This is a genomic window from Dickeya lacustris (assembly GCF_029635795.1).
In the GTDB taxonomy this organism is placed as follows: domain Bacteria; phylum Pseudomonadota; class Gammaproteobacteria; order Enterobacterales; family Enterobacteriaceae; genus Dickeya; species Dickeya lacustris.
In genome coordinates, this window is the sequence record NZ_CP114280.1 from 2,348,207 (window position 1) to 2,372,611 (window position 24,405).

Sequence of the window (24,405 nt, forward strand, 5' to 3'; positions counted from 1 at the left end):
TCATCTCATGACCGCAACCGCGCCTCGACAGGCCGATTCAGCGCATGCGAAGCGGCTCGCAGCAATGACGGCAACACTGACGAAAAGCCATAGAAAAACCATAAAAGGGATAAAGCTCACACTCTTTCAAGCCAGCAAAATGATAAAAGAATTTAACCAATCAGATGGAGTCACCGCCGATGAACAGCAAACGACTTACCGGTTTAGGTTTACTGCTAGCTACCCTGTCTTTCTCTGCATTCCCTGCATTTTCTGCGCAATCACCGCTGGATAAAGACGCTCAGACTGCGCTGCGCACCGCGCTGCATGACGAGTATCGCGCCGAAGCCTTCTATGCGGCGGCAGCGGAAAAATGGGGCCAGGCAACGCCCTTCAAACACATTGTTCAGGCTGAACAAAACCATGCGTATATGTTGGCGCAGCTAATGCAAAGCTATGGCATGGCGGTGCCGCCCAACACGCTCTCCGGCAGCGACAGAGCCAAAGCAAGCCTTCCGGCTACGTTAAAACAGGCCTGCGCCATGGCGGTAAAAGCCGAAATCGCGAACCGCGATATGTACGATAAAAACCTGATTCCGCTCGTTAATCGGCATCGTGACATCGTGGTGCTGTTCCAAAAACTGCGGGATGCCTCGCAAGATAACCACCTGCCTGTCTTCAAACGCTGCCAGTAATCCTCTGCCTGGCCTGCTATCACCTCTCGCCCATCCGCCACACCCGCCGACCGGTGTGGCGCGGGCGGGTGATGAAAAACCTACCATCCGGGCCGATTTTCACGACTTATGATAAAATAGCCGCCCTTTTAGGCTGACAAGCGGATATAACGATGACAGATTCTTCCGGTCTGCATGGGCACTCCGGCACGTTGCTGGCGGAAACACAGCAGGCAGAGACACCTCTGTTGGGTAAACACATTGTACTGGGCATCAGCGGCGGTATCGCAGCCTATAAGTGCCCGGAGCTGGTCAGACGCCTGCGCGAGCGGGGGGCGGAAGTCCGCGTGGTGATGACCCCAGCCGCCAGCGCGTTTATCACACCGCTGACGCTACAAGCCGTCAGCGGTTATCCGGTTTCGACCGACTTGCTTGACCCGGCTGCCGAAGCGGCGATGGGGCACATTGAGCTTGGGAAATGGGCCGATTTGGTGCTGCTGGCACCGGCGTCAGCCGACCTTATCGCACGCCTTGCCGCAGGCATGGCCAATGACCTGCTCACCACGGTTTGCCTGGCAACAGCCGCTCCCGTCGCGCTGGCCCCGGCCATGAACCAGCAGATGTACCGCGCGGCGGCCACACAGCATAACCTCAAGCTATTGTCATCGCGTGCCGTGATGCTCTGGGGGCCGGATAGCGGCAGCCAGGCCTGTGGCGATGTCGGCCCTGGCCGTATGCTTGACCCGCAAGATATCGTGGCAAGGGTCGCGGCGCAGTTCACCGCCAGTGCGCCTGTCAACGATATGCAACAGCTGAAGATTATGATAACGGCTGGCCCGACGCGTGAAGCGCTTGATCCGGTGCGTTTTATCAGTAATCACAGCTCAGGAAAAATGGGATTTGCTATCGCTGGCGCGGCGGCCGCTCGCGGGGCGCAAGTGACCCTGGTCGCGGGCCCGGTCAACCTGCCGACACCGGCGGGCGTCAACCGCGTTGACGTCACCACCGCGCTGGAAATGCACCAAACGGTTATGCATCACGCCGCCGAACAACACATCGTGATAGGCTGTGCCGCCGTCGCAGACTACCGCGCCCAGACTATCGCCGATGAAAAAATCAAAAAGCAGGGCGACGAAATCAGCATCACTCTGGTGAAAAATCCAGATATCATCGCCGATGTGGCGGCGATGGCGGAAAATCGCCCTTATGTTGTCGGGTTTGCCGCCGAAACCTGTAATGTGGAAGAATACGCACGCCAGAAACTGGCCCGCAAACAGTTGGATCTGATCTGCGCGAATGATGTTTCTATTTCCGATCAAGGGTTTAATTCGGAAAACAACACCCTGCATCTTTTCTGGCCGGAGGGTGAAAAATGCCTGCCGCACGGCAGCAAACACCTATTGGGCCAACAGTTAATTGACGAGATTGTCCGCCGTTATGATGAAAAAAATCGACGTAAAAATTCTTGATGCGCGTATCGGGCAGCAATTCCCGCTGCCTACTTATGCGACCCCCGGTTCGGCCGGACTGGACTTACGCGCCTGTCTGGATAGCAACATCGAACTGGCGGCAGGAGAAACGACGCTGGTGCCAACCGGGCTGGCTATCCATATTGCCGACCCGTCACTGGCGGCGGTGATTCTGCCGCGCTCGGGGCTTGGCCATAAGCATGGCGTGGTGCTGGGTAATCTGGTCGGGCTGATTGACTCTGATTATCAGGGCCAGTTGATGGTGTCGGTATGGAACCGTGGCAGCCAGTCTTTTACCATTACGCCCGGCGAGCGCATCGCACAGATGGTGTTCGTTCCTGTGGTGCAGGCTGAGTTTAATCTGGTCAACGATTTTGCCGGTAGTGAACGAGGAGAAGGGGGATTTGGCCACTCCGGTCGTCACTAATCCCCTGTTCTGGCCACAAGACAACCATAAAGCCACAGCACATCCGTGACTGTGGCGCCGTTGGGCGTTGTGCCGTTACATTTTTAGCAAGGGTTTTTTCTGACATGGCAGAGAAAGAGAACACCAAGAAGAATCGCCGCGAGGAAATTCTGCAAGCGCTGGCGCAAATGCTGGAGTCCAGTGACGGCAGCCAACGCATTACCACCGCCAAGCTTGCCGCCGCCGTGGGCGTTTCCGAAGCCGCGCTTTATCGGCACTTTCCCAGCAAAACACGCATGTTTGACAGCCTGATCGAGTTTATCGAAAACAGCCTGACAACCCGCATCAACCTGATTTTGCAAGACGAGAAAGAGACCTTCAACCGCTTGCGGCTGATTTTACTGTTGATTCTGGGGTTTGCTGAAAAGAATCCGGGCCTGACGCGTATTCTCACCGGCCATGCGCTGATGTTTGAGCAAGACCGCCTGCAAGGGCGCATCAACCAGCTGTTTGACCGCATCGAGTCACAGTTGCGCCAGGTACTGCGTGAACACAAATTACGCACCGGGCAGGCGTTCCGGCATGATGAAACGCTACTCGCCAGCCAGTTGCTGGCCTTCTGCGAAGGCATGCTTTCCCGCTTTACCCGCTCGGCGTTTCGCACCCTGCCTACGCAGGATTTCGACACCCGCTGGCCGCTGCTGGCGGCACAGTTGCAATAACCGCAGGCGTGGTTGGCACGCCACGCCGTATGCAGGTGATAACAGGCAGCGGCTCACTCAACGGCGATAAAGCCTGAGCCGCACGCGCGCTTACACGCCAAACTGCGCGCGATACGCCGTTACTGCGTCCAGATGCGCGGCCATTTCCGGTTTTTCGGCCAAATAGCTAATCAGTTCCCGCAACGTGATGATGGATGTCACCTTGCACTGATAATCCCGCTCCACTTCCTGAATCGCAGACAACTCGGCCTGCCCGCGCTCCTGACGATCCAGCGCTATCAACACCCCGGCGAGCGTGGCACCCTGCGCGGCGATAATCGCCATCGATTCACGGATGGCCGTGCCAGCGGTGATAACGTCATCCACCAGCATGATGCGCCCTTGCAGCGCGCTGCCGACCAGATTGCCGCCCTCGCCATGGTTTTTGGCCTCTTTGCGGTTAAAGCAGTAAGGCACATCGCGATCGTGGTGCTCGGCCAACGCCACGGCGGTGGTGGTGGCAATCGGAATCCCTTTGTAGGCGGGCCCGAACAGCACATCAAACTCAACGCCAGCATCCACCAGCGCCGCCGCATAAAACCGCCCCAGTAACGCCAGATCGCGCCCGGTATTAAACAGACCGGCATTGAAGAAATAGGGGCTGATGCGCCCGGACTTCAGGGTAAATTCGCCAAACTTCAAAACCTGCTTGCTCAGTGCGAACTCGATAAACTGGCGCTGATAGGCCTTCATGACTCCCTCTCTTGTCATCACGGGGTGGCGCAAAGCCAGCACGCTACCGGCCTGGGCCACCACACACCAAAAAAAAGCGACCCGCAGGTCGCTTTAAACATTCATTACGCCGTCAGTGCGGCTTTTTGCGCACGGACAATCTCTTCAATCCCCTGACGCGCCAGCGCCAGCAGGGAGAGCAACTCGTCATGGCTGAACGGTTCGCCCTCGGCGGTGCCCTGAATTTCTATCATGCGGCCATCTTCGGTCATCACCACGTTCATGTCGGTTTCTGCCGCCGAATCCTCGACATACTCAAGATCACACACCGCCTCGCCGTTGACGATGCCGACCGATACCGCCGCGACCATGCCTTTCAGCGGGCTGGTTTTCAGCTTACCGCTGGCGACCAGGCCATTGAGCGCATCCGCCAGCGCCACGCAGGCACCGGTGATAGAGGCGGTGCGCGTACCGCCATCAGCCTGCAATACGTCGCAGTCCAGCGTGATGGTGTACTCGCCGAGTTTGGCCAAATCCACCGCTGCACGCAGGGAGCGGGCGATCAGGCGCTGAATTTCCAGCGTGCGGCCGCCCTGCTTGCCTCTGGCGGCTTCGCGGGCGTTACGGCTGTGGGTGGCGCGCGGCAACATACCGTATTCAGCGGTAATCCAGCCTTGTCCCTGGCCTTTCAGAAAGCGCGGTACCCCTTCCTCTACGGTGGCGGTGCACAGCACCTTGGTATCGCCAAACTCCACCAAAACCGACCCTTCGGCATGTTTGGTGTAGTGACGGGTAAATGTGAGAGGGCGAATTTGCGGGGCACTTCGACCTGTTGGGCGCATGGCTCATCTCCGGCGGGTTCGTTAAACTGGCGCGCATTATACGGGCTTACCCCGCCCCTGCCTACCGCCAGTGACGATGAAAACTTCACCACCGCCTGACACACTTTGCGCGATGCTACGCATAACCGAGACAGGCCGCTGGAGCAGGCCCTCGCCGCGCAGTAAAATGCCGCCATTACGTCTTTATCAGCCATGAAAACATGAGCCGCGCACCTTTATCATCACCGGTATCAAGACCGTCGATAGCAGAACCGTCGGTATCAGAATCATCGATACCAAAACCACCGTCTGACACGGACGCCAGCCCGTCGCCACACGCGCGCGCCTCCCACTGGCAGCAGCAGGGGCAAGCGCCGGACTACCGCTTCTCGCTGGCCAATGAGCGCACGTTTCTGGCGTGGATTCGTACCGCGCTGGCATTTCTCGCCGGGGCTATCGCCATCGACCAGTTTGCCCCGATGCTGGCGACACCGGTGCTGCGCACGGTGGCGGCTATTTTTTTGTCGCTGGCCTCCGCGCTGCTGGCGTGGATGGCCTATCGCCGCTGGGCGGGCAATGAACAAGCGATGCGCACCGGCCAACCGCTGCCCTACACCCGGTTACTGCTGGTAATGGCAAGCCTGGTCTGCACCCTGTCGGGGGTGCTGGCGCTGGTGATTGTGTTGCACTAGCTGTATTGCACTCACTGTATTGCACTAACTCTAACTATGTTGCACTAACGCCATGATACCGCGCCCTGCCACTGTGATACGCGACCCCGGTTTACAGCCAGAAAGAACGCGGCTGGCCTGGTCTCGCACCGCATTTGTGCTGCTGCTGGACAGCCTGCTGCTGCTCAGAGTCGGCGGGCAAACGCACGCCCTGATGTGGCTGATACCCGGCGGCCTGTTACTGGCGATGAGCGCGATGACCTATCTATGGGCGCGTTTACGCCTGAGCATACTGGCGCAAAACGGCCACCCTTGTAGCCGGGCATCACGCCTGATGATGCGCCTGCTCACGCTGGTGGTGCTGTTGTCCGCCTTAAGCCTGTCAGCAGTGATGTATTACGGCCCGCCTGCCGCTCTCGGGTGAGGCAAACGTTTTTGATCTGCCTGTCTGGGTATACCTCTGCGCTATATCCCGGCGGCAGAAAATAAATTAAGCATTAAATAACAGTAAATTAGATAATTTACCGCTATAGCCTCAGGTTATACCCCTGCCATAAACAAGCATTCGTCAGAAAAAAAGCGCCGTGGAATAGTCTTAAGCATCTTCTGTAGACAACCACGGACAAGACAGCATGCTGATCCCTCAACCTTATCTGCTTTTTCTTGGCGATGTGACCGACCCGCTGGCGGTGAAAACCGCGCGCGGCATTCACACCTGGCGTGCCGAACAGTGTGTCGGGCAGTTGCGTCTGCCGGGCAGCACGGTGTCGCTGGGATTAGACGATCTGGATATTGCCGAAGCACGCGCCCAGGGTGCGAAAACGCTGGTGCTGGGCACGGCTAACGCCGGTGGCTTTCTGCCCGCGCACTGGCTTGATACCGTGCGCGCGGCCATCGCAGCGGGCATGAACGTCGCCAACGGTCTGCATCAGCGCCTGACAGACGTTCCCGGCTTGTCGGCACTGGCCGAACAGCATCAGGTGCAGTTATTCGATATTCGCCACATGCGCCCGGAACTGACGGTCGGCAGCGGTGAAGCGCGCAGCGGCAAACGGGTGTTAACCGTCGGCACCGACTGTTCGGTCGGCAAAATGTACACCTCGCTGGCGCTGGAAGCGGCGATGCGCAAACAGGGCATGAAGGCCGATTTTCGCGCCACCGGCCAGACGGGTGTGCTGGTCGCCGGTGACGGCATCGCCATTGACGCCGTGATTGCCGATTTTATTGCCGGTGCCGCCGAAGCGCTGTCACCGGCCAATGACGATGACCACTGGGATATCGTCGAAGGTCAGGGGTCGCTGTTTCACCCCTCTTACGCGGGCGTGACAACCGGCCTTATCCACGGCGCACAGCCACACTGGCTGGTGATGTGCCACGAAATGGGCCGCCCGCATATGCGCCACCTGCCGCACCAGCCGATGGTGGAGCTGGAGGAATGCATCGACGCCTGCCTGCGCACCGCGCGCGTCACCAATCCGGCGGTACAGCTGGCGGGGCTGGCCATCAACACCTCGAATTACGCCGAGCAGGAAGCACGCGACTATTGTCTGGCCTTAAGCACGCGTTTTGGCGTGCCAGCCACCGACCCGATTCGCTTCGGCATTGATGACATTGCCGCCCTGCTCAAGGCGCAGGGGTAAGCCGATGCGACAGTTGCATATTGAAAGCATAGAACTGCCGCTGGCGCGCCCGTTTGCCATTGCGCGCGGCACCCGCACCGCCGTTACCGTGGTGCGCGTCACGCTGGAAGAGAACGGGTTTATTGGCCGGGGAGAATGCACGCCCACCGCGCATTATCAGGAAACGCCCGTAAGCGTCATCCAACAACTGGAAAGCGTGCGTCAGGCGGTGGAAAGCGGCCTCAGCCTGGCTGCGTTGCAGCTCGCGCTGCCGCCGGGTTCGGCGCGCAACGCGCTCGATTGCGCGCTGTGGCGACTGAATGCGGCGTTGGCCAGACAAACGCTGTGGCAGCACCTTGCCATGACGCCGCCCTCGTCGGTTATCACCGCTGAAACCCTCAGTCTGGACACGCTGGAAAAGATGACGTTGGCAGCGGCCGATGCCGCAGCACGCGGGGCGCTGCTGCTGAAAATCAAACTCGATGACCGGCAAATCGTAGACAAAGTGCGCGCCATTCGTCAGGCGGCCCCCACCGCCACCCTGATTGTCGATGCCAATGAAGCCTGGAGCGGGCTGGCGCTGGAGCCGCTGCTGCACCAGTTGGCCGGGCAGGGCGTGGCGATGGTTGAGCAACCGCTGCCTGCCGGGCAGGATGCGGCGCTGGCAGGCTTCCACCATGCGATTGCGGTGTGCGCCGATGAGAGCTGCCACCACCGGGGTGACATCGCCGCGCTGGGCGATCGTTACGAGATTATCAACATCAAGCTCGATAAATGCGGCGGCCTGAGCGAGGCGCTGGCGATGGTCGCTGAAGCCCGCCGCTACGGGATGCGCATCATGGTCGGCTGCATGCTCGGCTCCTCGCTGGCGATGGAAGCAGCGCTGCCGGTGACGCTGGCGGCTGAGTATGTCGATCTCGATGGCCCGATTTGGCTGGCCGCCGACAGCTCGCCCTACCTGACCTACAACCTTGGCCGCATCTGGCTTTAACCCTGTGGAGTAACGATGACGGCCATTGCCCAACACCAGGACGCAGGCAACCGCGCCACTGAATCGATCACCGCCCCGCAACCGGTGCTGGAGATAACCGACCTGAGCGTCAGCTTTGAGGGGCGCTCCGGCAGGCATCTGGCGCTCAACGGCGTCTCCTTTTGCATCAATAAAGGCGAAGTGGTGGCAGTGGTCGGCGAGAGCGGCTCGGGCAAATCCGTCACTTCGCTGGCGGTAATGGGCCTGCTGGCGGCCTCGGCGCGTATTGAACGCGGCGCTATCCGCTTTCGTGGCAACCACAATAGCAATCACAGTAACAACCACGGCCAGCACCATGACCTGCTGACGCTAACGGACGAGGCGCGCCGTAGCCTGCGCGGTCGCGACATGGCGATGATTTTTCAGGAACCGATGACCTCGCTCAACCCGGTGCTGAAAGTGGGCGACCAGCTTACCGAGGCGCTGTGCGATCACCGCCTGTGCGATGCCGCCAGCGCCCGCGAAAAAGCGCGCGACCTGCTGCGTAACGTGCGTATCGCCGATGTTGATAGGGTGATGGACAGCTACCCGCATTCGCTGTCCGGCGGCATGCGCCAGCGGGTGATGATTGCTCAGGCGCTGGCCTGCGACCCACAGTTACTGATTGCCGACGAACCGACCACCGCGCTGGATGTCACCGTGCAGGCGCGTATTTTGCAGATTCTGCGCGACCTACAACGCCAAAGCGGGATGTCGGTACTGTTCATCACCCATGATATGGGCGTGGTGGCGGAAATCGCCGACCGCGTGGTGGTGATGTATCGCGGCAACGTGGTGGAACAAGGCACGGTGGCGGAGATTTTCTCCCGCCCGCAGCATGACTACACCAAAGCGCTGCTGGCAGCCGTACCGCGTCTGGGCGACATGCGCGACAGCGGCTGGCCGCGACGTTTCCCGCTGCTCGGCCAGGCCGATTTGCAACAACCGGCCCGCGACCACCTCACCGCCCGTTACGACCTGCCGCCACTGCTGGATGTTCGCGGCCTGAAAGTCTACTACCCGGTACGCAGCGGCCTGTTTTCCGCCATCACTCACCGGGTACACGCCGTCGAACAGATAGATTTTACGCTCTGGCCGGGGGAAACGCTGGCGATCGTTGGCGAATCGGGCTGCGGTAAATCCACCACCGGGCGGGCGCTGCTGCGGCTGGTGGAGAGCCAGGCCGACAGCCTGCTGTTCAACGGCCAGGAGATAGCCTCACTGCGCGAGCGCGATTTTCTGCCGCTGCGCCGCAAAATGCAGATGGTGTTTCAAGACCCGTATGCCTCGCTCAACCCGCGCCTGACGGTTGGCTTTACCCTCGCCGAGCCGCTGCTGCTGCACGGGCTGGTGAAATCACTGGAAGAGGCGACGCCGCAGGTGCAGGCGCTGCTGGAAAGTGTCGGCCTGCAACCGGAACACGCCCAGCGCTACCCGCACGAATTCTCCGGCGGCCAGCGCCAGCGCATCGCCATTGCCCGCGCCATGGCACTGCAACCGCAGGTGATCATCGCCGACGAAGCGGTGTCAGCGCTGGATGTGTCGATTCAGGCGCAGGTCGTCAACCTGATGATGTCGCTTCAGCAAAAAACCGGCGTGGCGTGGATTTTCATCTCCCACGATATGGCAGTGGTCGAGCGCATCGCCAATCGCGTGGCGGTGATGTACCTCGGCCAGATAGTGGAAATCGGCCCGCGCCAGTCGGTATTTAACAACCCGCAACACCCTTACACCCAGCGGCTGCTGGCCTCGGTGCCCATCGCTGACCCGGCGCGGCGCAATACGCGCGAGCTGGATGACCGCGAAATTCCGTCACCGCTGCGTAAAGCGCATGAGGTGGTGCAAAAAGCCCGTTACCGCGAAGTGTCGCCGCACCACTGGGTGAGCGATGCGGGTCTCGGGCAGTAACAGCGTGCGTTGTTCCGTCATGACGTACCCGGCCAACACCAGGGCCACCCCTTGCGTTTGTGCGATAAGCCCATGCGCAAGGTAAACAAAATAAAAAAACCAATAACGAGTAAAGCACCACCCCAAATAGCCAACACAACCCGCAACACACCCTGACAGGAGACACCATGAAATCGTTACGCCCTCAAGTCACTGCACGTCGTTCCGCTGTCGCTCTCGGCTTGTCACTGTGTCTGGCCGCTGCGGCTCAGGCGCAGGATCTGCGCATCTCCATGTACGCCGATATCACCGGGTTAGACCCGCACGACACCTCAGATACCCTGAGCTACTCCATCCAGAGCGGGATTTTTGAGCGTCTGTTCCAGTTTGATAGCCAGATGAAGCTGGAGCCGCGTTTGGCTACCGGTTACACCGGCAATGCCGATGCCACCGAATTCACCGTCACCCTGCGCGAAGGCATCACCTTTCAGGACGGCACGCCGTTTAACGCCGAGGCGGTCAAAGCAAACCTCGACCGGCTGGCCGACCAGAGCAAAGGGCTTAAGCGTAACAGCCTGTTTAATATGATTAAGAGCGTGACCGTGGTATCGCCGACGCAGGTCAAAATCGAGCTGAACAAGTCGTTCGGGGCGTTTGTTAACACGCTGGCGCACCCGTCAGCGGTGATGCACAGCCCGGCGGCGCTGACGCAATACCCGGACGAAACCCAGTTGCGCGTCCACCCGGTCGGCACCGGCCCGTTCAGGTTTGTCGAATGGCAGCAGGGCAAAGAGGTCAAACTGGCGAAATATGACCACTACTGGCAAAAAGGCTGGCCGAAGGTGGATAACGTCAGCTTCTATCCGTCACCGGAAGATGCCACCCGCGTCGCGGCGCTGAAATCCGGCCAGTCGGATGCCATCTACCCGCTGCCGTCCGATTTGGTCAACACCGTGCAGGAAGACAGCAAACTGCTGGTACAGCGTGACCCGAGCATCTATCTGTATTACATGGCGATTAACACCCAACACGGGCCGTTGAGCGATGTGCGGGTGCGTCAGGCGCTGAACTACGCCATTAACCGCAACCTGTGGCTGAAAGTCGGCTTCGCCGGTATGGGCCTGCCCGCCTCCTCGGTCATGGCCCCGCGCGTGCAGTTCTTCGCCAGCCAAAGCGAACCGAACTACACCTACAACCCGGCCAAGGCCAAAGAGCTGCTCAAAGAAGCCGGTTACGAAAAAGGGCTGGATCTGAAACTGTGGGTGAGCAACGCCACCTCCGCTGTGCGCAGCGCCCAGTTCTTCAAACAGCAACTGGAACAAGTCGGCGTGAAAGTGGCCGTCACCCCGATGGACTCCGGCACCCGCAACGAAAAACTGTTTGGCGTCAAAGACCCGAAACAGGCGGAATTCGACCTGTACTACGGCGGCTGGTCGCCCTCTACCGGTGATGCCGACTGGGCGCTGCGCCCGCTGTTCGCAACAGAGTCCTGGGTGCCGAAAGCCTATAACGTGTCGTATTACAGCAACCCGGCGGTGGATAACGCCATTGTCGCCGGGCTGGCTACCTCAGATAACGGCAAGCGCGCCGCCGCCTACGCTAACGCCCAACAACTCATCTGGAAAGACGCGCCAATGGTGTTCCTCGGCGTGCCGGATAACCTGGTCGGCAAAGTGAAAAATCTGTCTGGCGTTTACATGCTGGCTGACGGGTCATTGATTTTCGATCAGGCTGAGTTCAAGTAATCACACAGGGGATCGCCATGTTTGCTTATATCGTCCGACGTTTGCTGGAAATGATCCCGGTGTTGCTGGTGATCTCCCTGTTGGTGTTCGGTTTTATCAAATTACTGCCGGGCGACCCGGCACGTATCTACGCCGGCCCCGACGCGCCGATTGAAGCGGTGGAAGCTGCCCGCGTGCGGCTGGGGCTCAATAACCCGCTGCCACAGCAATACGTTGACTGGCTCGGCGGGCTGCTGCACGGCAATCTCGGCATCACCTACCGCACGCAGCAACCGGTGCTGGCGGTTATCCAGAAAAGCTTTCTGCCCACGCTGTGGCTGGCGCTGGCCGGGTTTGTCTGGTCGGTGATACTGGGGCTGTTGATTGGCGTGATGGCGGCGCTCAAGCGCGGTAAATGGCAGGACTGGTCGCTGATGAGTCTGGCGGTGGGCGGCATCTCAATGCCACCGTTTTGGCTCGGCTTGCTGCTGATTCAGTTTGTCGCCATGCCGTTTGGCCTGTTCTCGGTCAGCGGCTACAACAAACCCGCTGACATTATTCTGCCCGCGCTGACGCTCGGCGCATCCGTCGCGGCGGTGATGGCGCGCTTTACCCGCTCGGCATTTCTCGAAGTGATGCAGGAAGATTACGTGCGCACCGCGCGCGCCAAAGGGCTGCGCCAGCGGCTGATCGTCTGGAAACATGTGATGCGCAACGCGCTCATTCCGGTCATCACCATGCTCGGCTTGCAGTTCGGTTTTCTGCTGGGCGGCTCGATTGTGGTGGAAAGCGTGTTTAACTGGCCGGGGCTTGGCTGGCTGTTGATTGAGTCGATAAAAACCCAGGATCAGCCGGTGATTCAGGCGCTGGTGATGCTGTTTGTCTTTGAATTTATTTTGATTAACTTGCTGGTTGACCTGCTGTATGCCGTGGTCAACCCGGCCATTCGTCTGCGTTAGGAGCGGCGGCAATGAACACCTCTCAAAAACCGGCTGTGGCCGTCCCCCCCGCGACAATCAATCATGCCGCTATCCGCTCGCCGTGGCGCGATTTTCTGCACGCCTTTGTGCGCCACCCGATGGCGCTTTTCGCCGGTGGGTTCGTGCTACTGCTGGTGCTGGTGGCGCTCTTTGCGCCGTGGCTGGCCCCCTGGAGCCCGATGGAGCCGGACTGGATGGCGCTTGGCGCTGCGCCTTCCGCCGGGCACTGGATGGGCACTGACGATCTGGGCCGCGATGTGATGAGCCGCATTATTTACGGCGCGCGCATCTCGCTGTATATCGGCATCGTCTCGGTCAGCCTTGGCATGGCCGCTGGCGTCCTGCTCGGTCTGCTGGCCGGTTACTATGGCCGCTGGGTCGATATGCTGATTATGCGCGGCTGCGATGTGCTGTTCGCCTTTCCCGGTATGCTGCTGGCTATCGCGGTGGTCGCCATTCTCGGCCCCGGCCTGAATAATGTGATTATCGCCGTGGCGGTGTTCAGCGTGCCGGTGTTTGCCCGCATCGTGCGCGCCTCCACGCTGTCGCTCAAACAGGCGGCTTACGTGGAAGCGGTGCGCTGCGTCGGTGCGCCAGACCGTATCATCCTGCTGCGCCATATTCTGCCGGGCACGCTGCCGAGTGTGATTGTCTATTTCACCATGCGTATCGGCACCAGTATTCTGACCGCCGCCGGGCTGAGTTTTATCGGCCTCGGCCCGGAGCCGGATGTGCCCGAGTGGGGCAATATTCTGGCGATGGGCCGCAGCCTGATGATGGCAGGCCAGTGGCACGTTAGCGTGTTTCCGGGGCTGGCGATTTTCTGCACCGTGCTGGCGTTTAACCTGCTGGGCGACGCGCTGCGTGATACGCTCGACCCGAAGATGAAAAATTAGGTCATAACGATGAACACCTACCAACAGGCACAACTGACGACGCTGCTGCAACGCTGGCGCACCGAGCGGCAGCTTGGCTCGCCGCGCCTGCCGTGCGGCCCGCACAACCGCTTAAGCGATGTCGCCGGGGTGCGGGTCGGCCACGCGACGCTGGCCGAGGGCGAGATTCAAACCGGCGTGACCGCCATCGTGCCGAACGGCGATAACCTGTTTCGCCAGCCGCTGCCCTGTGGCGCAGCGGTACTCAACGGCTTCGCCAAACCGGTCGGGCTGGTGCAAATTGAAGAACTGGGGCAATTACAAACCCCCATCCTGCTCAGTAACACCCTGAGCATCGGCACGCTGTTTACCACGCTGGTACGCGACGCGATACGCCGCAACCCCGAGCTGGGCCGCAGCCTGCCGACCGTCAACCCGCTGGCGCTGGAGTGCAACGACGGCTGGCTGAATGACATTCAGGCGCTGGCGGTCACAGACGCGCTGGCGCGTGCGGCGCTGGATAACGCCACGGCGGATTTCGCCCGTGGCAGCGTCGGTGCCGGGCGCGGCATGAGCTGCTTTGCGCTCAAAGGCGGCATCGGCACCGCGTCGCGGCACATTGCTGCGCTGGATGCCACGCTGGGCGTGCTGGTGCTGGCTAATTTCGGCGCGCTACCGGCGCTGACGCTTGACGGCGTGCAGGTAGGCGAGGCGATTGCGCCGCTGCTGCCGGAACTGGCCCCGCAGCGCGATGCCGGTTCCATCATCATCATTATGGCGACCGACGCCGCGCTCGATGCGCGCCAGTTAAGCCGCATCGCCCGCCGCGCCGGGGCCGGGCTCGGTCGGCTCGGCAGCTATTGGGGCCACGGCTCCGGCGATATCGCCGTGGCTTTCTCCACCCAGCCTCAACCGCAGCCGCCGGATGACGCCCGCCTCGAACCGCTACTCAATGCCGCCGCCGATGCCACCGAACACGCCGTGCTGGATGCGCTGTTACAGGCTGAGGCCGTCACCGGTTTTCGCGGCCACCACCGCCCGGCGCTGGCACAGGTGCTTGATACGCTGGCACAACGATTGGTTTCACCGCCGTCACCGGCGCAACCGCCGATAAGGACACCCACATGAAGGTTTTTATTTCTGCCGATATCGAAGGCATCGCAGGTGTGATGCGCCCGGAACAATGCAGCCCCGGCACGCCGGACTACCAACTGGCGCGCGGGCTGATGGAACAGGAAGTGAACGCCGCCATCGACGGCGCGTTCGCCGGTGGTGCCCGCGAGGTGGTGGTGGCCGACAGCCATGCCGCCATGACCAATCTGCGAGCGGAGAATATCGACCCGCGCGCCCGGCTGGTGCAGGGCAAACCGCGCGCCTTGTCGATGGTGGAAGGGCTACAACAACAGGCGTTCGATGGCCTGATGTTCATCGGCTTTCACAGCGCCGCCTCCGAGCACGGCGTGCTGGCGCACACCATTAATGGCCGGGCGTTTTACCGGGTGCGGGTAAACGGCGAAGTCATGGCGGAGGCCGATCTCTACGCCGCTGCCGGTGCCGAACTGAACACCCCGCTGTGGCTGGTAAGCGGCGACGATACGCTGCAACGCTGGATTGAACGCCACTACCCGGCGGCGGCATATGTCTGTGTCAAACGCGCGATTTCCCAGACCGCCGCCGAGTCTCACAGCCCGCAGGCGGCGCGCAAAGCGCTCCGCGAGGCCGCAAAGCAAGCGGTACAGCAGGCTCACACAATCCCCTCCTGCCGCCTGCAAGCGCCCTATGAACTGGAGCTGATGGTTGCCAAACCGGTGCTGGCCGACCTGTTCTGCCTGATCCCGGGGGTGATTCGCCAGGATGCGATGACCGTGCGCTATCACTCGCCGACCATCGCGCCGCTCATCAGCCTGCTGGGAGCCTTCTCCTATCTGGCCACCACGCAGAACTGAGCGCCAAAGAAACGCACCACACGCCCACCGCGCGGCGTGTACCAAAACACCCCGGCGGTTATCCAGCGCCGATGAGTGAATATCAACCGTCTTGTGAATAACGGAGAGACGATGAAACCGGTTATTGTGATTCATGGTGGCGCAGGCGCACTGAGCCGTGCGGCGATGGACAGCGAAAAAGAGCAGCATTATTGCGCCGCGCTGCAACAGATTGTCACCACAGGTCAGGCGATGCTCGCTGCGGGTGCCAGCGCGCTGGATGTCGTTACCGAAGCGGTGAGACAACTGGAAGAGTGCCCGTTATTTAACGCGGGCAAAGGCGCGGTATTCACCGATGCCGCCACCCACGAACTCGATGCCAGCATCATGGATGGCCGCACGCGGGAAGCCGGGGCGATTGCCGGGGTAAACCGAATCCGCAACCCGATTCTGGCGGCGCGAGCGGTGCTGGAGTACAGCCCGCATGTGCTGTTCACCGCCGCCGGTGCCGAAGCGTTTGCCCGCGAGCAGGGCCTTGAGATGGTGGAGCCGGAGTTTTTCTCCACCGATGAGCGCTACCAGCAGCTGTTGAAGGCGCAGGCAGGCAGCGGGCACATCCTGCTGGATCACGATGGCGCACAGGCAACGACTGGCGGCGACCCGCTCGACCCCGACCGCAAATTCGGCACGGTAGGTGCGGTTGCGTGTGATGCCGCAGGCAATCTGGCCGCCGCCACCTCGACCGGCGGCATGACCAACAAACGCGCCGGGCGCGTCGGCGATTCGCCGATTATCGGCGCAGGCTGTTATGCCGATAACCGCACCGTGGCGGTGTCCTGCACCGGCACCGGCGAAGTGTTTATGCGCAGCGTCGCCGCTTATGATGTTGCCGCGCGCATCGAATACGGCAAGCAGCCGCTTGCCCAGGCAGCAGAACAGGTGGTGATGGAAAACGTGCTGGCGCTCGGCGGCAGCGGCGGGCTCATCGCCGTGGATGCGCAAGGCCACATCGCGCTGCCGTTTAACAGCGAGGGGATGTATCGCGGCTACGGTTACGTGGGGGAAGAGGCGGTGGTCGGCATTTACCGCGACGGCACCCACACATAACCGAGGCTCAGTGGCCCGGCGTTATTCAACGCGGGATTATTGCCTGCGGCGCGGCGCGGTGCCTCATCGCCAGGGCTGCCCTGCGCGGAGTGCTGGCTGGCGGGTGCGCCGTCGGGCGTCACCAGACCGGCTACGCGCTCAAGGCCCTGAACCTCAACGCCCTGTAGCACCGGCTGACCGGCCGTGACCGGCACCGTCACCACCGGTGCCGCTGGTGTAGCGCGATACTGGACATACGACTGGCCCTGCTCATCACGCTGGATGGCCTCGGGCGCAAGCGCGATGCCGTACGCATTACGGTACAATATCACCGCCAGCCGGGCGCTCATGCCAAGCCGCACCGGCGGGTTGAGGACCGCGAGCGGGCTGTCGATAGCAACCACCACATCGTAATACGCCCCGCTGCCCTGCCCCTCGGCAGCACCGGTTTGCATCGCGCCGGTTTGCAGGGCAATGGTGGCGATGTGCCCGTCCAGCATGTGCCCGGCAAAACCGTCGCCGCTGATTTGCACCGCCATGCCCTCTTGCAACAGGTGTAAGTCCGTCTCTTCGACCCGCGTGAGCACCTCGAACCTGTCCTGCCCGATAACCGTCAGCAGCGGCGTTCCCTGCGTCACCGACAGGCCCGCTTGCACCATCATCGCTTTACCGGTTTGCGGCGCGGTCGAGCGCACGATAACCCCGGCCACCGGTGCCGTCACCTCTCGCTGGGCATGCATCGCCTCCAGCGCCTGATAACGCGCCTGGGCGTTGAGCAGTTCCATCTCGGCGATTTTACGCGCCTCGCCCTGGCCCCGCGCCAGCACCGCCGCTAACTCTTCCTGCGCGCTGCTCACTTCCTGAGTCTGGGTGTTAACCTGCTGTACCAGCGCATCCACCTCCATGCGCGCGACAATGCCTCGGGCAAACAGCGCCTGCGTGTCACGCAGGCTGGCGTGAGTCTGGCTCAGTGCTTGTCGGGCATGGGCGAGCGCCCGGCGCGCGCGCGCCACCTCGGTACTGTTCTCCCACTGGCGCAGTTGTTGTACTTCACGCTGCACTTTTAGCCCCTCCGCCTCGGCCTGACGCATCTGAATGGCGAGCTGCGCAGTGTCTAGCGTCAACAGCGTCTGGCCGCGCTCAACCCGCTGGCCTTCCTGCACCCGCACCTCACGCACCACGCCTTCGAATGGCGCAGTCAGTGTGATGCGCGTTGCCGCCTGAATTTGCCCGACCAGCCCGAGCTGGGTTTCCAGCGGCTGTGCCACCAGCTCGACCCAGCGGCCCGCCTGCGCCGATGTCTGTGCGCCCGGCGATATCATGGCGCGCGCCGCAAAACCGGCGATAACCACCAGCAGTACCAGCGCGGCTACCGCGCCGCGCGGGCCGATACGGCGGTATAGCGTGGTGAAAAAATCAGTCATTTAACGCGATATCCCAGCTTTCCAGTGTGGTGCCAAGCGTTCTGTCCAGTTCCGCCTGCGCATTCAGATAACTCATCAAGGCATTGAGCCGCGCATTTTCGGCATTGCGTAAATCGTTTTCAAAACTCAATACCTGAAAGTTGCTCGAGCGGCCTGCCGTCAGCTTTTCCCGTTCAATTTCCAGTTTACGGCGCGATAAGTCGCGGGCGCGCTGGGCGATTTCAAACTGACGCCAGCGTACGCTAATCGCTCTGACGGCGTTGGTCACGTCACGCTCCAGTTGCTGGCGCGCTTCGGCCAGTTGCAACGCCTGATTTTGCACCCTGACCTGCGCCTGCGTTTGCGCCTGCTGGCGGCTCATGTCGCCAATCGGGATATCCACCTGCACGCCAACATAGTTCTCCCAGTTGCGGTTCGTGCCGCTGACCGCGCTGCGGTCGCTCACCTGAGTGCGCCCGCCCACCAGCGACACATCCCACAGCCGCTCGTTACGCGCTACCGCCAGCGCTATCTCGGCCTGCTCGGCGCTAATCAACTGGCTGAGGTAGGCCGGTTGCGAGGTCTGCGCCTGCCTGAGCGCCTGCGCCGCATCCACCTCAATGCGCGCCGCCTGCATCGCGTCGGTGGCCACAATCGGCGAATTCAGGCCCAGCGCCAGCAACTGTAATAACGCCAGCCGTGAGGTATCTTGTTGGTTGACGGCGTCTTCATAACCCAGCTCCTGAGTGGCGACATCCGCTTCGGTTTGCACTATCTCAAACGCCGCCATCCGGCCTGCGGCAATCATCGCCCGGTTGACTTCCAGCAGTTGCCGCGCCCGCGCCAGCGCATCCTGCGCTATCTGCACCTGCTCCTGCGCGCGCAGCAAATCACGATAGGCGATGATGACCTGAGTTATCGTCTGCGACACCGTGGTTTTCAGCCCCAGCCGGTTCATCTGTTCCGTCAGTTGCGCCAGCCGCACCGGGGCCGTCGCCGCCTCACGGCCCGCACCGCGCAGCAGCGGCTGAATCACCGAGAGGTTCGCGCCATCGTTGCGCGACACCCCGGCGTCATCCGCCTGCGTATGGCGCACCGTCCAGCCAAGGCTCATGCGAGTGCCGTAAGGGGTCAATAACGTGGAGGTCGGCGTCAGGTTGCCCTGCCGATAGCGGTCGGACTGATTGCGCGCCGATAAATAACTGCCACTGAGTGCCAGCTTCGGGGTGAAGCGATCTTCCGCCACGCGCAGGTCAAATTTTTGCGCTATCCGGTCGAGGTAGGCGCTGCGAATAGCCCGGTTATCGCGCAGCCCCAGATAAATCGCATCACTCAGCGTCAGCTCAATGCGTTGGGCGGCTGGCGATGGGTGGGCATTATATGACGATGCGCCCGCTCGCGTGGCCTGCGACGGGGTGAGTTCAGCCCCGGCCACGCCCATCAGCAACAGCATCAGAAATATCATCAGAAACAGGCTATGGCGGTTAATCATCACGCAGCGCCCTGACCGGTTGCAGGCGGGCAGCGGCCCGCGCCGGGCTCAGACCAAAAAACAGGCCCGCCAGTACGGAGCTGCCCATCCCTAATACCAGTGACAACGGCGAGAAGCTAAACTCCGCCCCGCCGGAGAGCGTCACAAACAACCAGGCCGCCGCCACGCCCACCAGCGCCCCCGCCAGCGCCCCGAGCGTGGTCAGCGCCACCGCCTCTAACAAAAACAGGCTGGCGATATCGCGTGGCCGCGCGCCCAGCGCCATGCGCACGCCAATTTCCCGCCGCCGTTCGCTGACGTTCATCAGCATGACGTTCATCACGCCGACACCGCCGACGATCAATGAAATCCCGCCGAGCCCCGCCAGCAGCCAGGAAAACAGATGCGATTGTTGGGCGATGCCCGCCAGCAGTTGCCGGGGGACTTGTACCTCGATTTGCTGGCCGGGCAGCAGTGACTGAAGGTGGGACGGTAACGCCAGCGCCAGCGACTCCAGCACCTCGCTGTTGCGCGCGCGCACCAGTACCGTGTTGATAGCAGGCGCAGGCAGCAGACGGCTCATGCCCTCAAGCGGCACCAGAATGCTGTCATCCACCGACATCGTCAGTAACGGGTTCGGCCCGCGAGGGTGCAACACCCCAACAATCTGAAACAGATAGCCGCCCAGCTGCACCCGCGAGCCAGGGGCGACCGACACCCCTTTGGCCGCCAGTTCCTCGACCAAGTGCGCCCCGATCACCGCGTGGGTGCTGTTGGTATCAAACTCACTCAAAAAGCGCCCCTGCGCCAGTTGCAAATCCAGCACACTGGCAAGCGCCGGGTTCACGCCCACCAGCATAGTATTGAGACTCCGCCCGCCGATACGCGACTCCAGCGAGGTAATAGTCAGCGCTGAGGCGCTGCGAATATCCGCCAGCGCCTGCGTCAGCCCGCGCATATCCGGCACTCCCGCCGGATACGGCGACATCTGGCCGCCTGCGGGGAGTTGCACGCTCGCCACCAGCAAATCGCTGCCCATATTGCGGAACACCGCCATCGCCTGCGCTTCGGCGTTATGGCCAATATTCATCAGCGCCACCACCGCCGCACACCCGACCGCGATGCCCAGCAGCGCCAATACCGCGCGACGCCCCAGCAAGCGTAAGCTCTCCAGCGGTTCACTGACCTGCTGGCGTAACGACGGGCCGTATGACGATAGCCGCTCACGCATGCGCTTGCTCCCAAATGCGGCCATCGCGCACCTGAATACAGCGCTGCATCCGGCGGGCGAGGCTGTTGTCGTGCGTGACCATCACCAGCGTCACCGCGTATTGATGGTTCAGCATCAGCAGCAGGTCAATAATGTCTTGTGCGGTTTGGCTGTCGAGATTGCCGGTCGGTTCATCGGCCAGTAACAGCGCAGGCTCGCCCACCAGCGCACGCGCTATCGCCACCCGCTGACGCTGCCCGCCGGATAAATCGGCCGGGCGGTGGTGCTCACGCCCGGCCAGCCCCACGCGGGCCAGCTGTTCGCGCGCCCGCTGCCGCGCCAACGGGCGCGCGATCCCCCGGTAATACAGCGGCAGGGCGACATTGTCCTGAAGATCGAGGCGCGCCAGCAGGTTGAAGCTCTGAAAAATAAAGCCGATAGCGCGATTACGCATCATGGCGCGCGCATCGTCGCTGGCCTGCGTCATCTCCGTGCCTGCCAGCCACAACCGGCCACCGGTCGGCTTATCCAGCAAACCAATGATATTCAGTAAGGTGCTTTTACCCGACCCCGACGCGCCGATAATGGCGCAGGATTGCCCCCTGGCGACAGACAAAGAGATATCGTGCAGTACCGCCGGGGTCTCGGCTGCATAGGCGTAATGTATCTGATCTAAACGAAGTGAATCTGCTGGGCCAGCCTCGGGCATCCTGTCCTGTATCCTTGTTCTTTCCCTGTCACAATGGCGCTGGCATTCTAGCGCAAAATCATGCTATCGGTAGCGCGGACAAGTATTATTGCGAGGCCGCTTGCACCTGCCCGGCACGTAGCGCCTGTGCATTGAGCAGCGGGCGCAGCGCATCCTGCTGGCGTGCCAGCTCGTCGTCACTGCCGCCCTGAAGGATCAGGTTGGTCAGTTGGGCGGCGTAACCGTCTGGCAGTTGCGCTTCTTCTATCGCCGGCAGCGACTGATAGTGTTCCAGAATCGATTTATACGTGCTGGACGACACCCGGCCTTTGCGCTCGTCTTCTTCGTTCATTTTGGCAACCATCGCCTCACTCCAGGCCTCCTCCTGATCGTAGGTTTCTTCCCACGCCGCACGACGTTCATTCACGGTAAAGGCACCGCTCTCGTCATAGGTTATCAGCGCCAGTTGATCGCGCGACATGCCCTTAAACGGGTTTGCCCCTTTGCCGTTGGTAAAATCGGTTGCCTGACGTGCCTGCGCCAGCCGCTGTGCGTCGCTGCTGTCCGGCACTTCGGCATCAAAGGCCGTTTTGTTCTGGTTATAACCGAGCCCCAGCAGTTTATCGATAACCCTGTCGGCAATAGCGGCAAGGCCGCTCCGGTCAGTGCTGGCATCCCGCGCCGCAGCCCGGGTGGCCGCCTCACTCAGGAGCCGCGCCATGCCGGATAACTGCGGCTGACCACTTGCTACCGTGCTGCCACCGGTGGCGTTTGCCGTCGTCGTCGTACTGCCAGTGGCGGTGGTTGCCGCTGTGCGCGTCTGGGCGGTGCTGTTGCTGTAGGTCGCGGTGAGGGTCAGGGTATTGATGTGAGTCATGGTCTGTTCTGCACGCCCGCTGGTTACGGCTGTGTGGCTTTCGCCTGCCCGGCACGTAGCGCCTGTGCATTAAGCAGCGGGCGCAGCGCATCCTGCTGGCGTGCCAGCTCGTCGTCACTGCCGCCCTGAAGGATCAGGTTGGTCAGTTGGGCGGCGTAACCGTCTGGCAGTTGCGCTTCTTCTATCGCCGGCAGCGACTGATAGTGTTCCAGAATCGATGTATACGTGCTGGCCGATACCCGGCCTTTGCGCTCGTACTCGTCATTCATTTTGGCTACGACAGCACGCTTCCATTCCGAGTGCTGGGCATAAGATTCTTTCCACGCCGCCCGACGCTCATTCACGGTAAAGGCACCGCTCTCGTCATAGGCTATCATCGCCAGTTGATCGCGCGACATGCCCTTAAACGGGTTTGCCCCTTTGCCGTTGGCAAAATCGGTTGCCTGACGCGCCTGTGCCAGCCGCTGTGCGTCGCTGCTGTCCGGCACTTCGGCATCAAAGGCCGTTTTGTTCTGGTTATAACCGGGCCCCAGCAGTTTATCGATAACCCTGTCGGCAATAGCGGCAAGGCCACGCCGGTCGGTGCTGGCATCCCGCGCCGCAGCCCGGGTGGCCGCCTCACTCAGGAGCCGCGCCATACCGGATAACTGCGGCTGACCACTTGCCGCCGTGCTGCCGCCGGTGGCGTTTGCCGTCGTCGTCGTACTGCCGGTGGCGGTGGGTGCCGCTGTGCGCGTCTGGGCGGCGCTGTTGCTGTAGGTCGTGGTGAGGGTCAGGGTGTTGATGTGAGTCATGGTCTGTTCTGCACGCCCGCTGGTTACGGCTGTGTGGCTTTCGCCTGCCCGGCACGTAGCGCCTGTGCATTAAGCAGCGGGCGCAGCGCATCCTGCTGGCGTGCCAGCTCGTCGTCACTGCCGCCCTGAAGGATCAGGTTGGTCAGTTGGGCGGCGTAACCGTCTGGCAGTCGCGCTTCTTCTATCGCCGGCAGCGACTGATAGTGTTCCAGAATCGATGTATACGTGCTGGCCGATACCCGGCCTTTGCGCTCGTATTCTTCTTTCACTTTGGCAAACATCGCCTCGTTCCAGGCTTTTTCTTGATCGTAGGTTTCTTCCCACGCCGCCCGACGTTCATTCACGGTAAAGGCACCGCTCTCGTCATAGGTTATCAGCGCCAGTTGATCGCGCGACATGCCCTTAAACGGGTTTGCCCCTTTGCCGTTGGTAAAATCGGTTGCCTGACGCGCCTGCGCCAGCCGCTGTGCGTCGCTGCTGTCCGGCACTTCGGCATCAAAGGCCGTTTTGTTCTGGTTATAACCGAGCCCCAGCAGTTTATCGATAACCCTGTCGGCAATAGCGGCAAGGCCACGCCGGTCGGTGCTGGCATCCCGCGCCGCAGCCCGGGTGGCCGCCTCACTCAGGAGCCGCGCCATGCCGGATAACTGCGGCTGACCACTTGCCGCCGTGCTGCCGCCGGTGGCGTTTGCCGTCGTCGTCGTACTGCCGGTGGCGGTGGTTGCCGCTGTGCGCGTCTGAGCAGTGCTGTTGCTGTAGGTCGCGGTGAGGGTCAGGGTATTGATAGTATTCACAATCTGCTCCTGTCGATAACGCGTAACGTTCTGTTCGTTGCCAAACGGCGAGGAGCCCCTCCTGCATCATATGCAGTAAGAGGCCCCATTGCGGGTTATTTCATGGTGAACTCAACGTTCCAGGTATAGTTAGCAAGGCTCTGTGACGTGATGGTGGCATTACACACCGCGCCGTTGCTGGCCTCGGCATTTTTTGTCCACTTCGGCACTTTGGCGATGGTGCCGGTAAACAGGCCGCCCGGGATCACGGTGTTGACAAAGGTGGTGCTGAATACACAGGTTTTATTGCCCATGGTGTAACGCACAACCGCAGCATTGACATCAGGACTGATAATATTCTGCACTAAATAGCTATTGGAATCTTGAGGTTTCACTTGAAGTAAAGGCCTCGGACTGGCAATCGCATTGGTGCTGATTTCATTATTGGTAATCGGCTTATAAGTTGCGATTTCATTGCTTAAGTTTTTAAACGTAACGGTTACAGCGGGGCCGGCATACGCCGCCTGTGCGGTAAACATCACGGCTGCACTGATAGCCATGCCCAGGATATTGTTCTTAATTAACATAATGTGTTGTTTCCATGTGTTGACATTGTCTTTGTCGCAGAGCG

25 protein-coding genes are annotated in these 24,405 nt (G+C 61.2%); 15 read left to right on the top strand and 10 right to left on the bottom strand.

What is annotated here, in order from left to right; translation table 11 throughout:
* Nucleotides 1–179: 179 nt before the first annotated feature.
* The 4 genes from O1Q98_RS10665 to slmA all read left to right on the top strand — a co-directional run bounded on the left by O1Q98_RS10665 (nucleotide 180) and on the right by slmA (nucleotide 3,250).
* Complete coding sequence (locus O1Q98_RS10665; protein WP_125261058.1) at nucleotides 180–674, top strand: ferritin-like domain-containing protein; 495 nt, start codon at nucleotides 180–182, stop codon at nucleotides 672–674.
* Nucleotides 675–826: 152 nt separating this feature from the next.
* Complete coding sequence (coaBC, locus tag O1Q98_RS10670; protein WP_125261059.1) at nucleotides 827–2,122, top strand: bifunctional phosphopantothenoylcysteine decarboxylase/phosphopantothenate--cysteine ligase CoaBC; 1,296 nt, start codon at nucleotides 827–829, stop codon at nucleotides 2,120–2,122.
* Complete coding sequence (gene dut, locus O1Q98_RS10675; protein WP_125261060.1) at nucleotides 2,091–2,549, top strand: dUTP diphosphatase; 459 nt, start codon at nucleotides 2,091–2,093, stop codon at nucleotides 2,547–2,549. The genes coaBC and dut overlap by 32 nt, the downstream gene beginning before the upstream one ends.
* Before the next feature lie 104 nt (nucleotides 2,550–2,653).
* Complete coding sequence (gene slmA / locus O1Q98_RS10680; protein WP_125261061.1) at nucleotides 2,654–3,250, top strand: nucleoid occlusion factor SlmA; 597 nt, start codon at nucleotides 2,654–2,656, stop codon at nucleotides 3,248–3,250.
* A gap of 90 nt (nucleotides 3,251–3,340) precedes the next feature.
* Here the strand turns inward: slmA and pyrE are convergent, their stop codons facing one another.
* Both pyrE and rph read right to left on the bottom strand, forming a co-directional pair.
* On the bottom strand, nucleotides 3,341–3,982 hold the full coding sequence (gene pyrE / locus O1Q98_RS10685) for an orotate phosphoribosyltransferase (protein ID WP_125261062.1): 642 nt from the start codon (nucleotides 3,980–3,982) through the stop codon (nucleotides 3,341–3,343).
* A gap of 104 nt (nucleotides 3,983–4,086) precedes the next feature.
* Nucleotides 4,087–4,803 (bottom strand): ribonuclease PH, encoded by a 717-nt coding sequence (gene rph, locus O1Q98_RS10690; protein ID WP_125261063.1) that lies wholly within the window; start codon nucleotides 4,801–4,803, stop codon nucleotides 4,087–4,089.
* Between the two features lie 371 nt (nucleotides 4,804–5,174).
* Between rph and O1Q98_RS10695 the strand changes: the two genes are divergently transcribed.
* From O1Q98_RS10695 to O1Q98_RS10745, 11 genes are all read left to right on the top strand, one after another.
* Nucleotides 5,175–5,474, top strand: coding sequence for a YidH family protein (locus O1Q98_RS10695; RefSeq protein ID WP_240632847.1), 300 nt, complete (start codon nucleotides 5,175–5,177; stop codon nucleotides 5,472–5,474).
* A gap of 52 nt (nucleotides 5,475–5,526) precedes the next feature.
* Nucleotides 5,527–5,877: a DUF202 domain-containing protein gene (locus O1Q98_RS10700; RefSeq protein WP_164513046.1), complete on the top strand. Its 351-nt coding sequence runs from the start codon at nucleotides 5,527–5,529 to the stop codon at nucleotides 5,875–5,877.
* Nucleotides 5,878–6,085: 208 nt separating this feature from the next.
* The gene (gene dgcN / locus O1Q98_RS10705) at nucleotides 6,086–7,093 is read left to right on the top strand and encodes an N-acetyltransferase DgcN (protein ID WP_125261065.1); all 1,008 of its coding nucleotides are present in this window, start codon (nucleotides 6,086–6,088) and stop codon (nucleotides 7,091–7,093) included.
* Between the two features lie 4 nt (nucleotides 7,094–7,097).
* Nucleotides 7,098–8,063 (top strand): N-acetyl-D-Glu racemase DgcA, encoded by a 966-nt coding sequence (gene dgcA, locus O1Q98_RS10710; RefSeq protein WP_125261066.1) that lies wholly within the window; start codon nucleotides 7,098–7,100, stop codon nucleotides 8,061–8,063.
* A 15-nt stretch (nucleotides 8,064–8,078) separates the two neighbouring features.
* Nucleotides 8,079–9,989 carry an ABC transporter ATP-binding protein gene (locus O1Q98_RS10715; RefSeq protein WP_125261067.1) on the top strand — a complete coding sequence of 637 codons (1,911 nt, stop codon included), beginning with the start codon at nucleotides 8,079–8,081 and terminating at the stop codon, nucleotides 9,987–9,989.
* A gap of 167 nt (nucleotides 9,990–10,156) precedes the next feature.
* Nucleotides 10,157–11,713 (top strand): glutathione ABC transporter substrate-binding protein, encoded by a 1,557-nt coding sequence (locus O1Q98_RS10720; RefSeq protein ID WP_125261068.1) that lies wholly within the window; start codon nucleotides 10,157–10,159, stop codon nucleotides 11,711–11,713.
* 17 nt (nucleotides 11,714–11,730) lie between these two features.
* A complete protein-coding gene (locus O1Q98_RS10725; protein ID WP_125261069.1) occupies nucleotides 11,731–12,651 on the top strand; it encodes an ABC transporter permease subunit in 921 nt (306 codons plus the stop codon).
* Between the two features lie 11 nt (nucleotides 12,652–12,662).
* Nucleotides 12,663–13,568, top strand: coding sequence for an ABC transporter permease subunit (locus tag O1Q98_RS10730; RefSeq protein ID WP_125261070.1), 906 nt, complete (start codon nucleotides 12,663–12,665; stop codon nucleotides 13,566–13,568).
* Nucleotides 13,569–13,577: 9 nt separating this feature from the next.
* Complete coding sequence (locus O1Q98_RS10735; RefSeq protein ID WP_125261071.1) at nucleotides 13,578–14,675, top strand: DmpA family aminopeptidase; 1,098 nt, start codon at nucleotides 13,578–13,580, stop codon at nucleotides 14,673–14,675.
* Entirely contained in the window at nucleotides 14,672–15,493 is an 822-nt protein-coding gene (locus O1Q98_RS10740; RefSeq protein WP_125261072.1) for a M55 family metallopeptidase, read from the top strand. Before O1Q98_RS10735 ends, O1Q98_RS10740 begins: the two co-directional genes overlap by 4 nt.
* A gap of 111 nt (nucleotides 15,494–15,604) precedes the next feature.
* Entirely contained in the window at nucleotides 15,605–16,579 is a 975-nt protein-coding gene (locus O1Q98_RS10745) for an isoaspartyl peptidase/L-asparaginase family protein (protein ID WP_125261073.1), read from the top strand.
* Here O1Q98_RS10745 and O1Q98_RS10750 read toward each other — a convergent pair.
* From O1Q98_RS10750 to O1Q98_RS10785, 8 genes are all read right to left on the bottom strand, one after another.
* Nucleotides 16,555–17,982: an HlyD family secretion protein gene (locus O1Q98_RS10750; RefSeq protein WP_125261074.1), complete on the bottom strand. Its 1,428-nt coding sequence runs from the start codon at nucleotides 17,980–17,982 to the stop codon at nucleotides 16,555–16,557. The genes O1Q98_RS10745 and O1Q98_RS10750 overlap by 25 nt on opposite strands.
* On the bottom strand, nucleotides 17,975–19,426 hold the full coding sequence (locus O1Q98_RS10755; protein WP_125261217.1) for a TolC family protein: 1,452 nt from the start codon (nucleotides 19,424–19,426) through the stop codon (nucleotides 17,975–17,977). The genes O1Q98_RS10750 and O1Q98_RS10755 overlap by 8 nt, the downstream gene beginning before the upstream one ends.
* 19 nt (nucleotides 19,427–19,445) lie before the next feature.
* Entirely contained in the window at nucleotides 19,446–20,663 is a 1,218-nt protein-coding gene (locus O1Q98_RS10760) for an ABC transporter permease (protein ID WP_125261075.1), read from the bottom strand.
* On the bottom strand, nucleotides 20,656–21,351 hold the full coding sequence (locus O1Q98_RS10765; protein ID WP_125261076.1) for an ABC transporter ATP-binding protein: 696 nt from the start codon (nucleotides 21,349–21,351) through the stop codon (nucleotides 20,656–20,658). The genes O1Q98_RS10760 and O1Q98_RS10765 overlap by 8 nt, the downstream gene beginning before the upstream one ends.
* Nucleotides 21,352–21,436: 85 nt before the next feature.
* The gene (locus O1Q98_RS10770) at nucleotides 21,437–22,207 is read right to left on the bottom strand and encodes a hypothetical protein (protein WP_125261077.1); all 771 of its coding nucleotides are present in this window, start codon (nucleotides 22,205–22,207) and stop codon (nucleotides 21,437–21,439) included.
* A 23-nt stretch (nucleotides 22,208–22,230) separates the two neighbouring features.
* Nucleotides 22,231–23,001 carry a hypothetical protein gene (locus O1Q98_RS10775; RefSeq protein WP_125261078.1) on the bottom strand — a complete coding sequence of 257 codons (771 nt, stop codon included), beginning with the start codon at nucleotides 22,999–23,001 and terminating at the stop codon, nucleotides 22,231–22,233.
* A gap of 23 nt (nucleotides 23,002–23,024) precedes the next feature.
* Complete coding sequence (locus O1Q98_RS10780; RefSeq protein WP_125261079.1) at nucleotides 23,025–23,795, bottom strand: hypothetical protein; 771 nt, start codon at nucleotides 23,793–23,795, stop codon at nucleotides 23,025–23,027.
* A gap of 95 nt (nucleotides 23,796–23,890) precedes the next feature.
* Nucleotides 23,891–24,313: a hypothetical protein gene (locus O1Q98_RS10785; RefSeq protein ID WP_333482127.1), complete on the bottom strand. Its 423-nt coding sequence runs from the start codon at nucleotides 24,311–24,313 to the stop codon at nucleotides 23,891–23,893.
* Between the last annotated feature and the right edge of the window lie 92 nt (nucleotides 24,314–24,405).

What these genes read in the sequence shown, in the direction of transcription:
- dut (WP_125261060.1), top strand. Translation starts at nt 2,091, where the DNA reads ATGATGAAAAAAATCGACGTAAAAATTCTTGATGCGCGTATCGGGCAG.
- O1Q98_RS10730 (WP_125261070.1), top strand. Translation starts at nt 12,663, where the DNA reads ATGAACACCTCTCAAAAACCGGCTGTGGCCGTCCCCCCCGCGACAATC.
- O1Q98_RS10755 (WP_125261217.1), bottom strand. Translation starts at nt 19,426, where the DNA reads ATGATATTTCTGATGCTGTTGCTGATGGGCGTGGCCGGGGCTGAACTC.
- O1Q98_RS10665 (WP_125261058.1), top strand. Translation starts at nt 180, where the DNA reads ATGAACAGCAAACGACTTACCGGTTTAGGTTTACTGCTAGCTACCCTG.
- slmA (WP_125261061.1), top strand. Translation starts at nt 2,654, where the DNA reads ATGGCAGAGAAAGAGAACACCAAGAAGAATCGCCGCGAGGAAATTCTG.
- O1Q98_RS10760 (WP_125261075.1), bottom strand. Translation starts at nt 20,663, where the DNA reads ATGCGTGAGCGGCTATCGTCATACGGCCCGTCGTTACGCCAGCAGGTC.
- O1Q98_RS10775 (WP_125261078.1), bottom strand. Translation starts at nt 23,001, where the DNA reads ATGACTCACATCAACACCCTGACCCTCACCACGACCTACAGCAACAGC.
- O1Q98_RS10700 (WP_164513046.1), top strand. Translation starts at nt 5,527, where the DNA reads ATGATACCGCGCCCTGCCACTGTGATACGCGACCCCGGTTTACAGCCA.
- O1Q98_RS10715 (WP_125261067.1), top strand. Translation starts at nt 8,079, where the DNA reads ATGACGGCCATTGCCCAACACCAGGACGCAGGCAACCGCGCCACTGAA.
- dgcA (WP_125261066.1), top strand. Translation starts at nt 7,098, where the DNA reads ATGCGACAGTTGCATATTGAAAGCATAGAACTGCCGCTGGCGCGCCCG.
- rph (WP_125261063.1), bottom strand. Translation starts at nt 4,803, where the DNA reads ATGCGCCCAACAGGTCGAAGTGCCCCGCAAATTCGCCCTCTCACATTT.
- dgcN (WP_125261065.1), top strand. Translation starts at nt 6,086, where the DNA reads ATGCTGATCCCTCAACCTTATCTGCTTTTTCTTGGCGATGTGACCGAC.
- coaBC (WP_125261059.1), top strand. Translation starts at nt 827, where the DNA reads ATGACAGATTCTTCCGGTCTGCATGGGCACTCCGGCACGTTGCTGGCG.
- O1Q98_RS10770 (WP_125261077.1), bottom strand. Translation starts at nt 22,207, where the DNA reads ATGACTCACATCAATACCCTGACCCTCACCGCGACCTACAGCAACAGC.
- O1Q98_RS10750 (WP_125261074.1), bottom strand. Translation starts at nt 17,982, where the DNA reads ATGACTGATTTTTTCACCACGCTATACCGCCGTATCGGCCCGCGCGGC.
- O1Q98_RS10740 (WP_125261072.1), top strand. Translation starts at nt 14,672, where the DNA reads ATGAAGGTTTTTATTTCTGCCGATATCGAAGGCATCGCAGGTGTGATG.
- O1Q98_RS10720 (WP_125261068.1), top strand. Translation starts at nt 10,157, where the DNA reads ATGAAATCGTTACGCCCTCAAGTCACTGCACGTCGTTCCGCTGTCGCT.
- O1Q98_RS10765 (WP_125261076.1), bottom strand. Translation starts at nt 21,351, where the DNA reads ATGCCCGAGGCTGGCCCAGCAGATTCACTTCGTTTAGATCAGATACAT.
- O1Q98_RS10735 (WP_125261071.1), top strand. Translation starts at nt 13,578, where the DNA reads ATGAACACCTACCAACAGGCACAACTGACGACGCTGCTGCAACGCTGG.
- O1Q98_RS10785 (WP_333482127.1), bottom strand. Translation starts at nt 24,313, where the DNA reads ATGTTTACCGCACAGGCGGCGTATGCCGGCCCCGCTGTAACCGTTACG.
- O1Q98_RS10725 (WP_125261069.1), top strand. Translation starts at nt 11,731, where the DNA reads ATGTTTGCTTATATCGTCCGACGTTTGCTGGAAATGATCCCGGTGTTG.
- pyrE (WP_125261062.1), bottom strand. Translation starts at nt 3,982, where the DNA reads ATGAAGGCCTATCAGCGCCAGTTTATCGAGTTCGCACTGAGCAAGCAG.
- O1Q98_RS10745 (WP_125261073.1), top strand. Translation starts at nt 15,605, where the DNA reads ATGAAACCGGTTATTGTGATTCATGGTGGCGCAGGCGCACTGAGCCGT.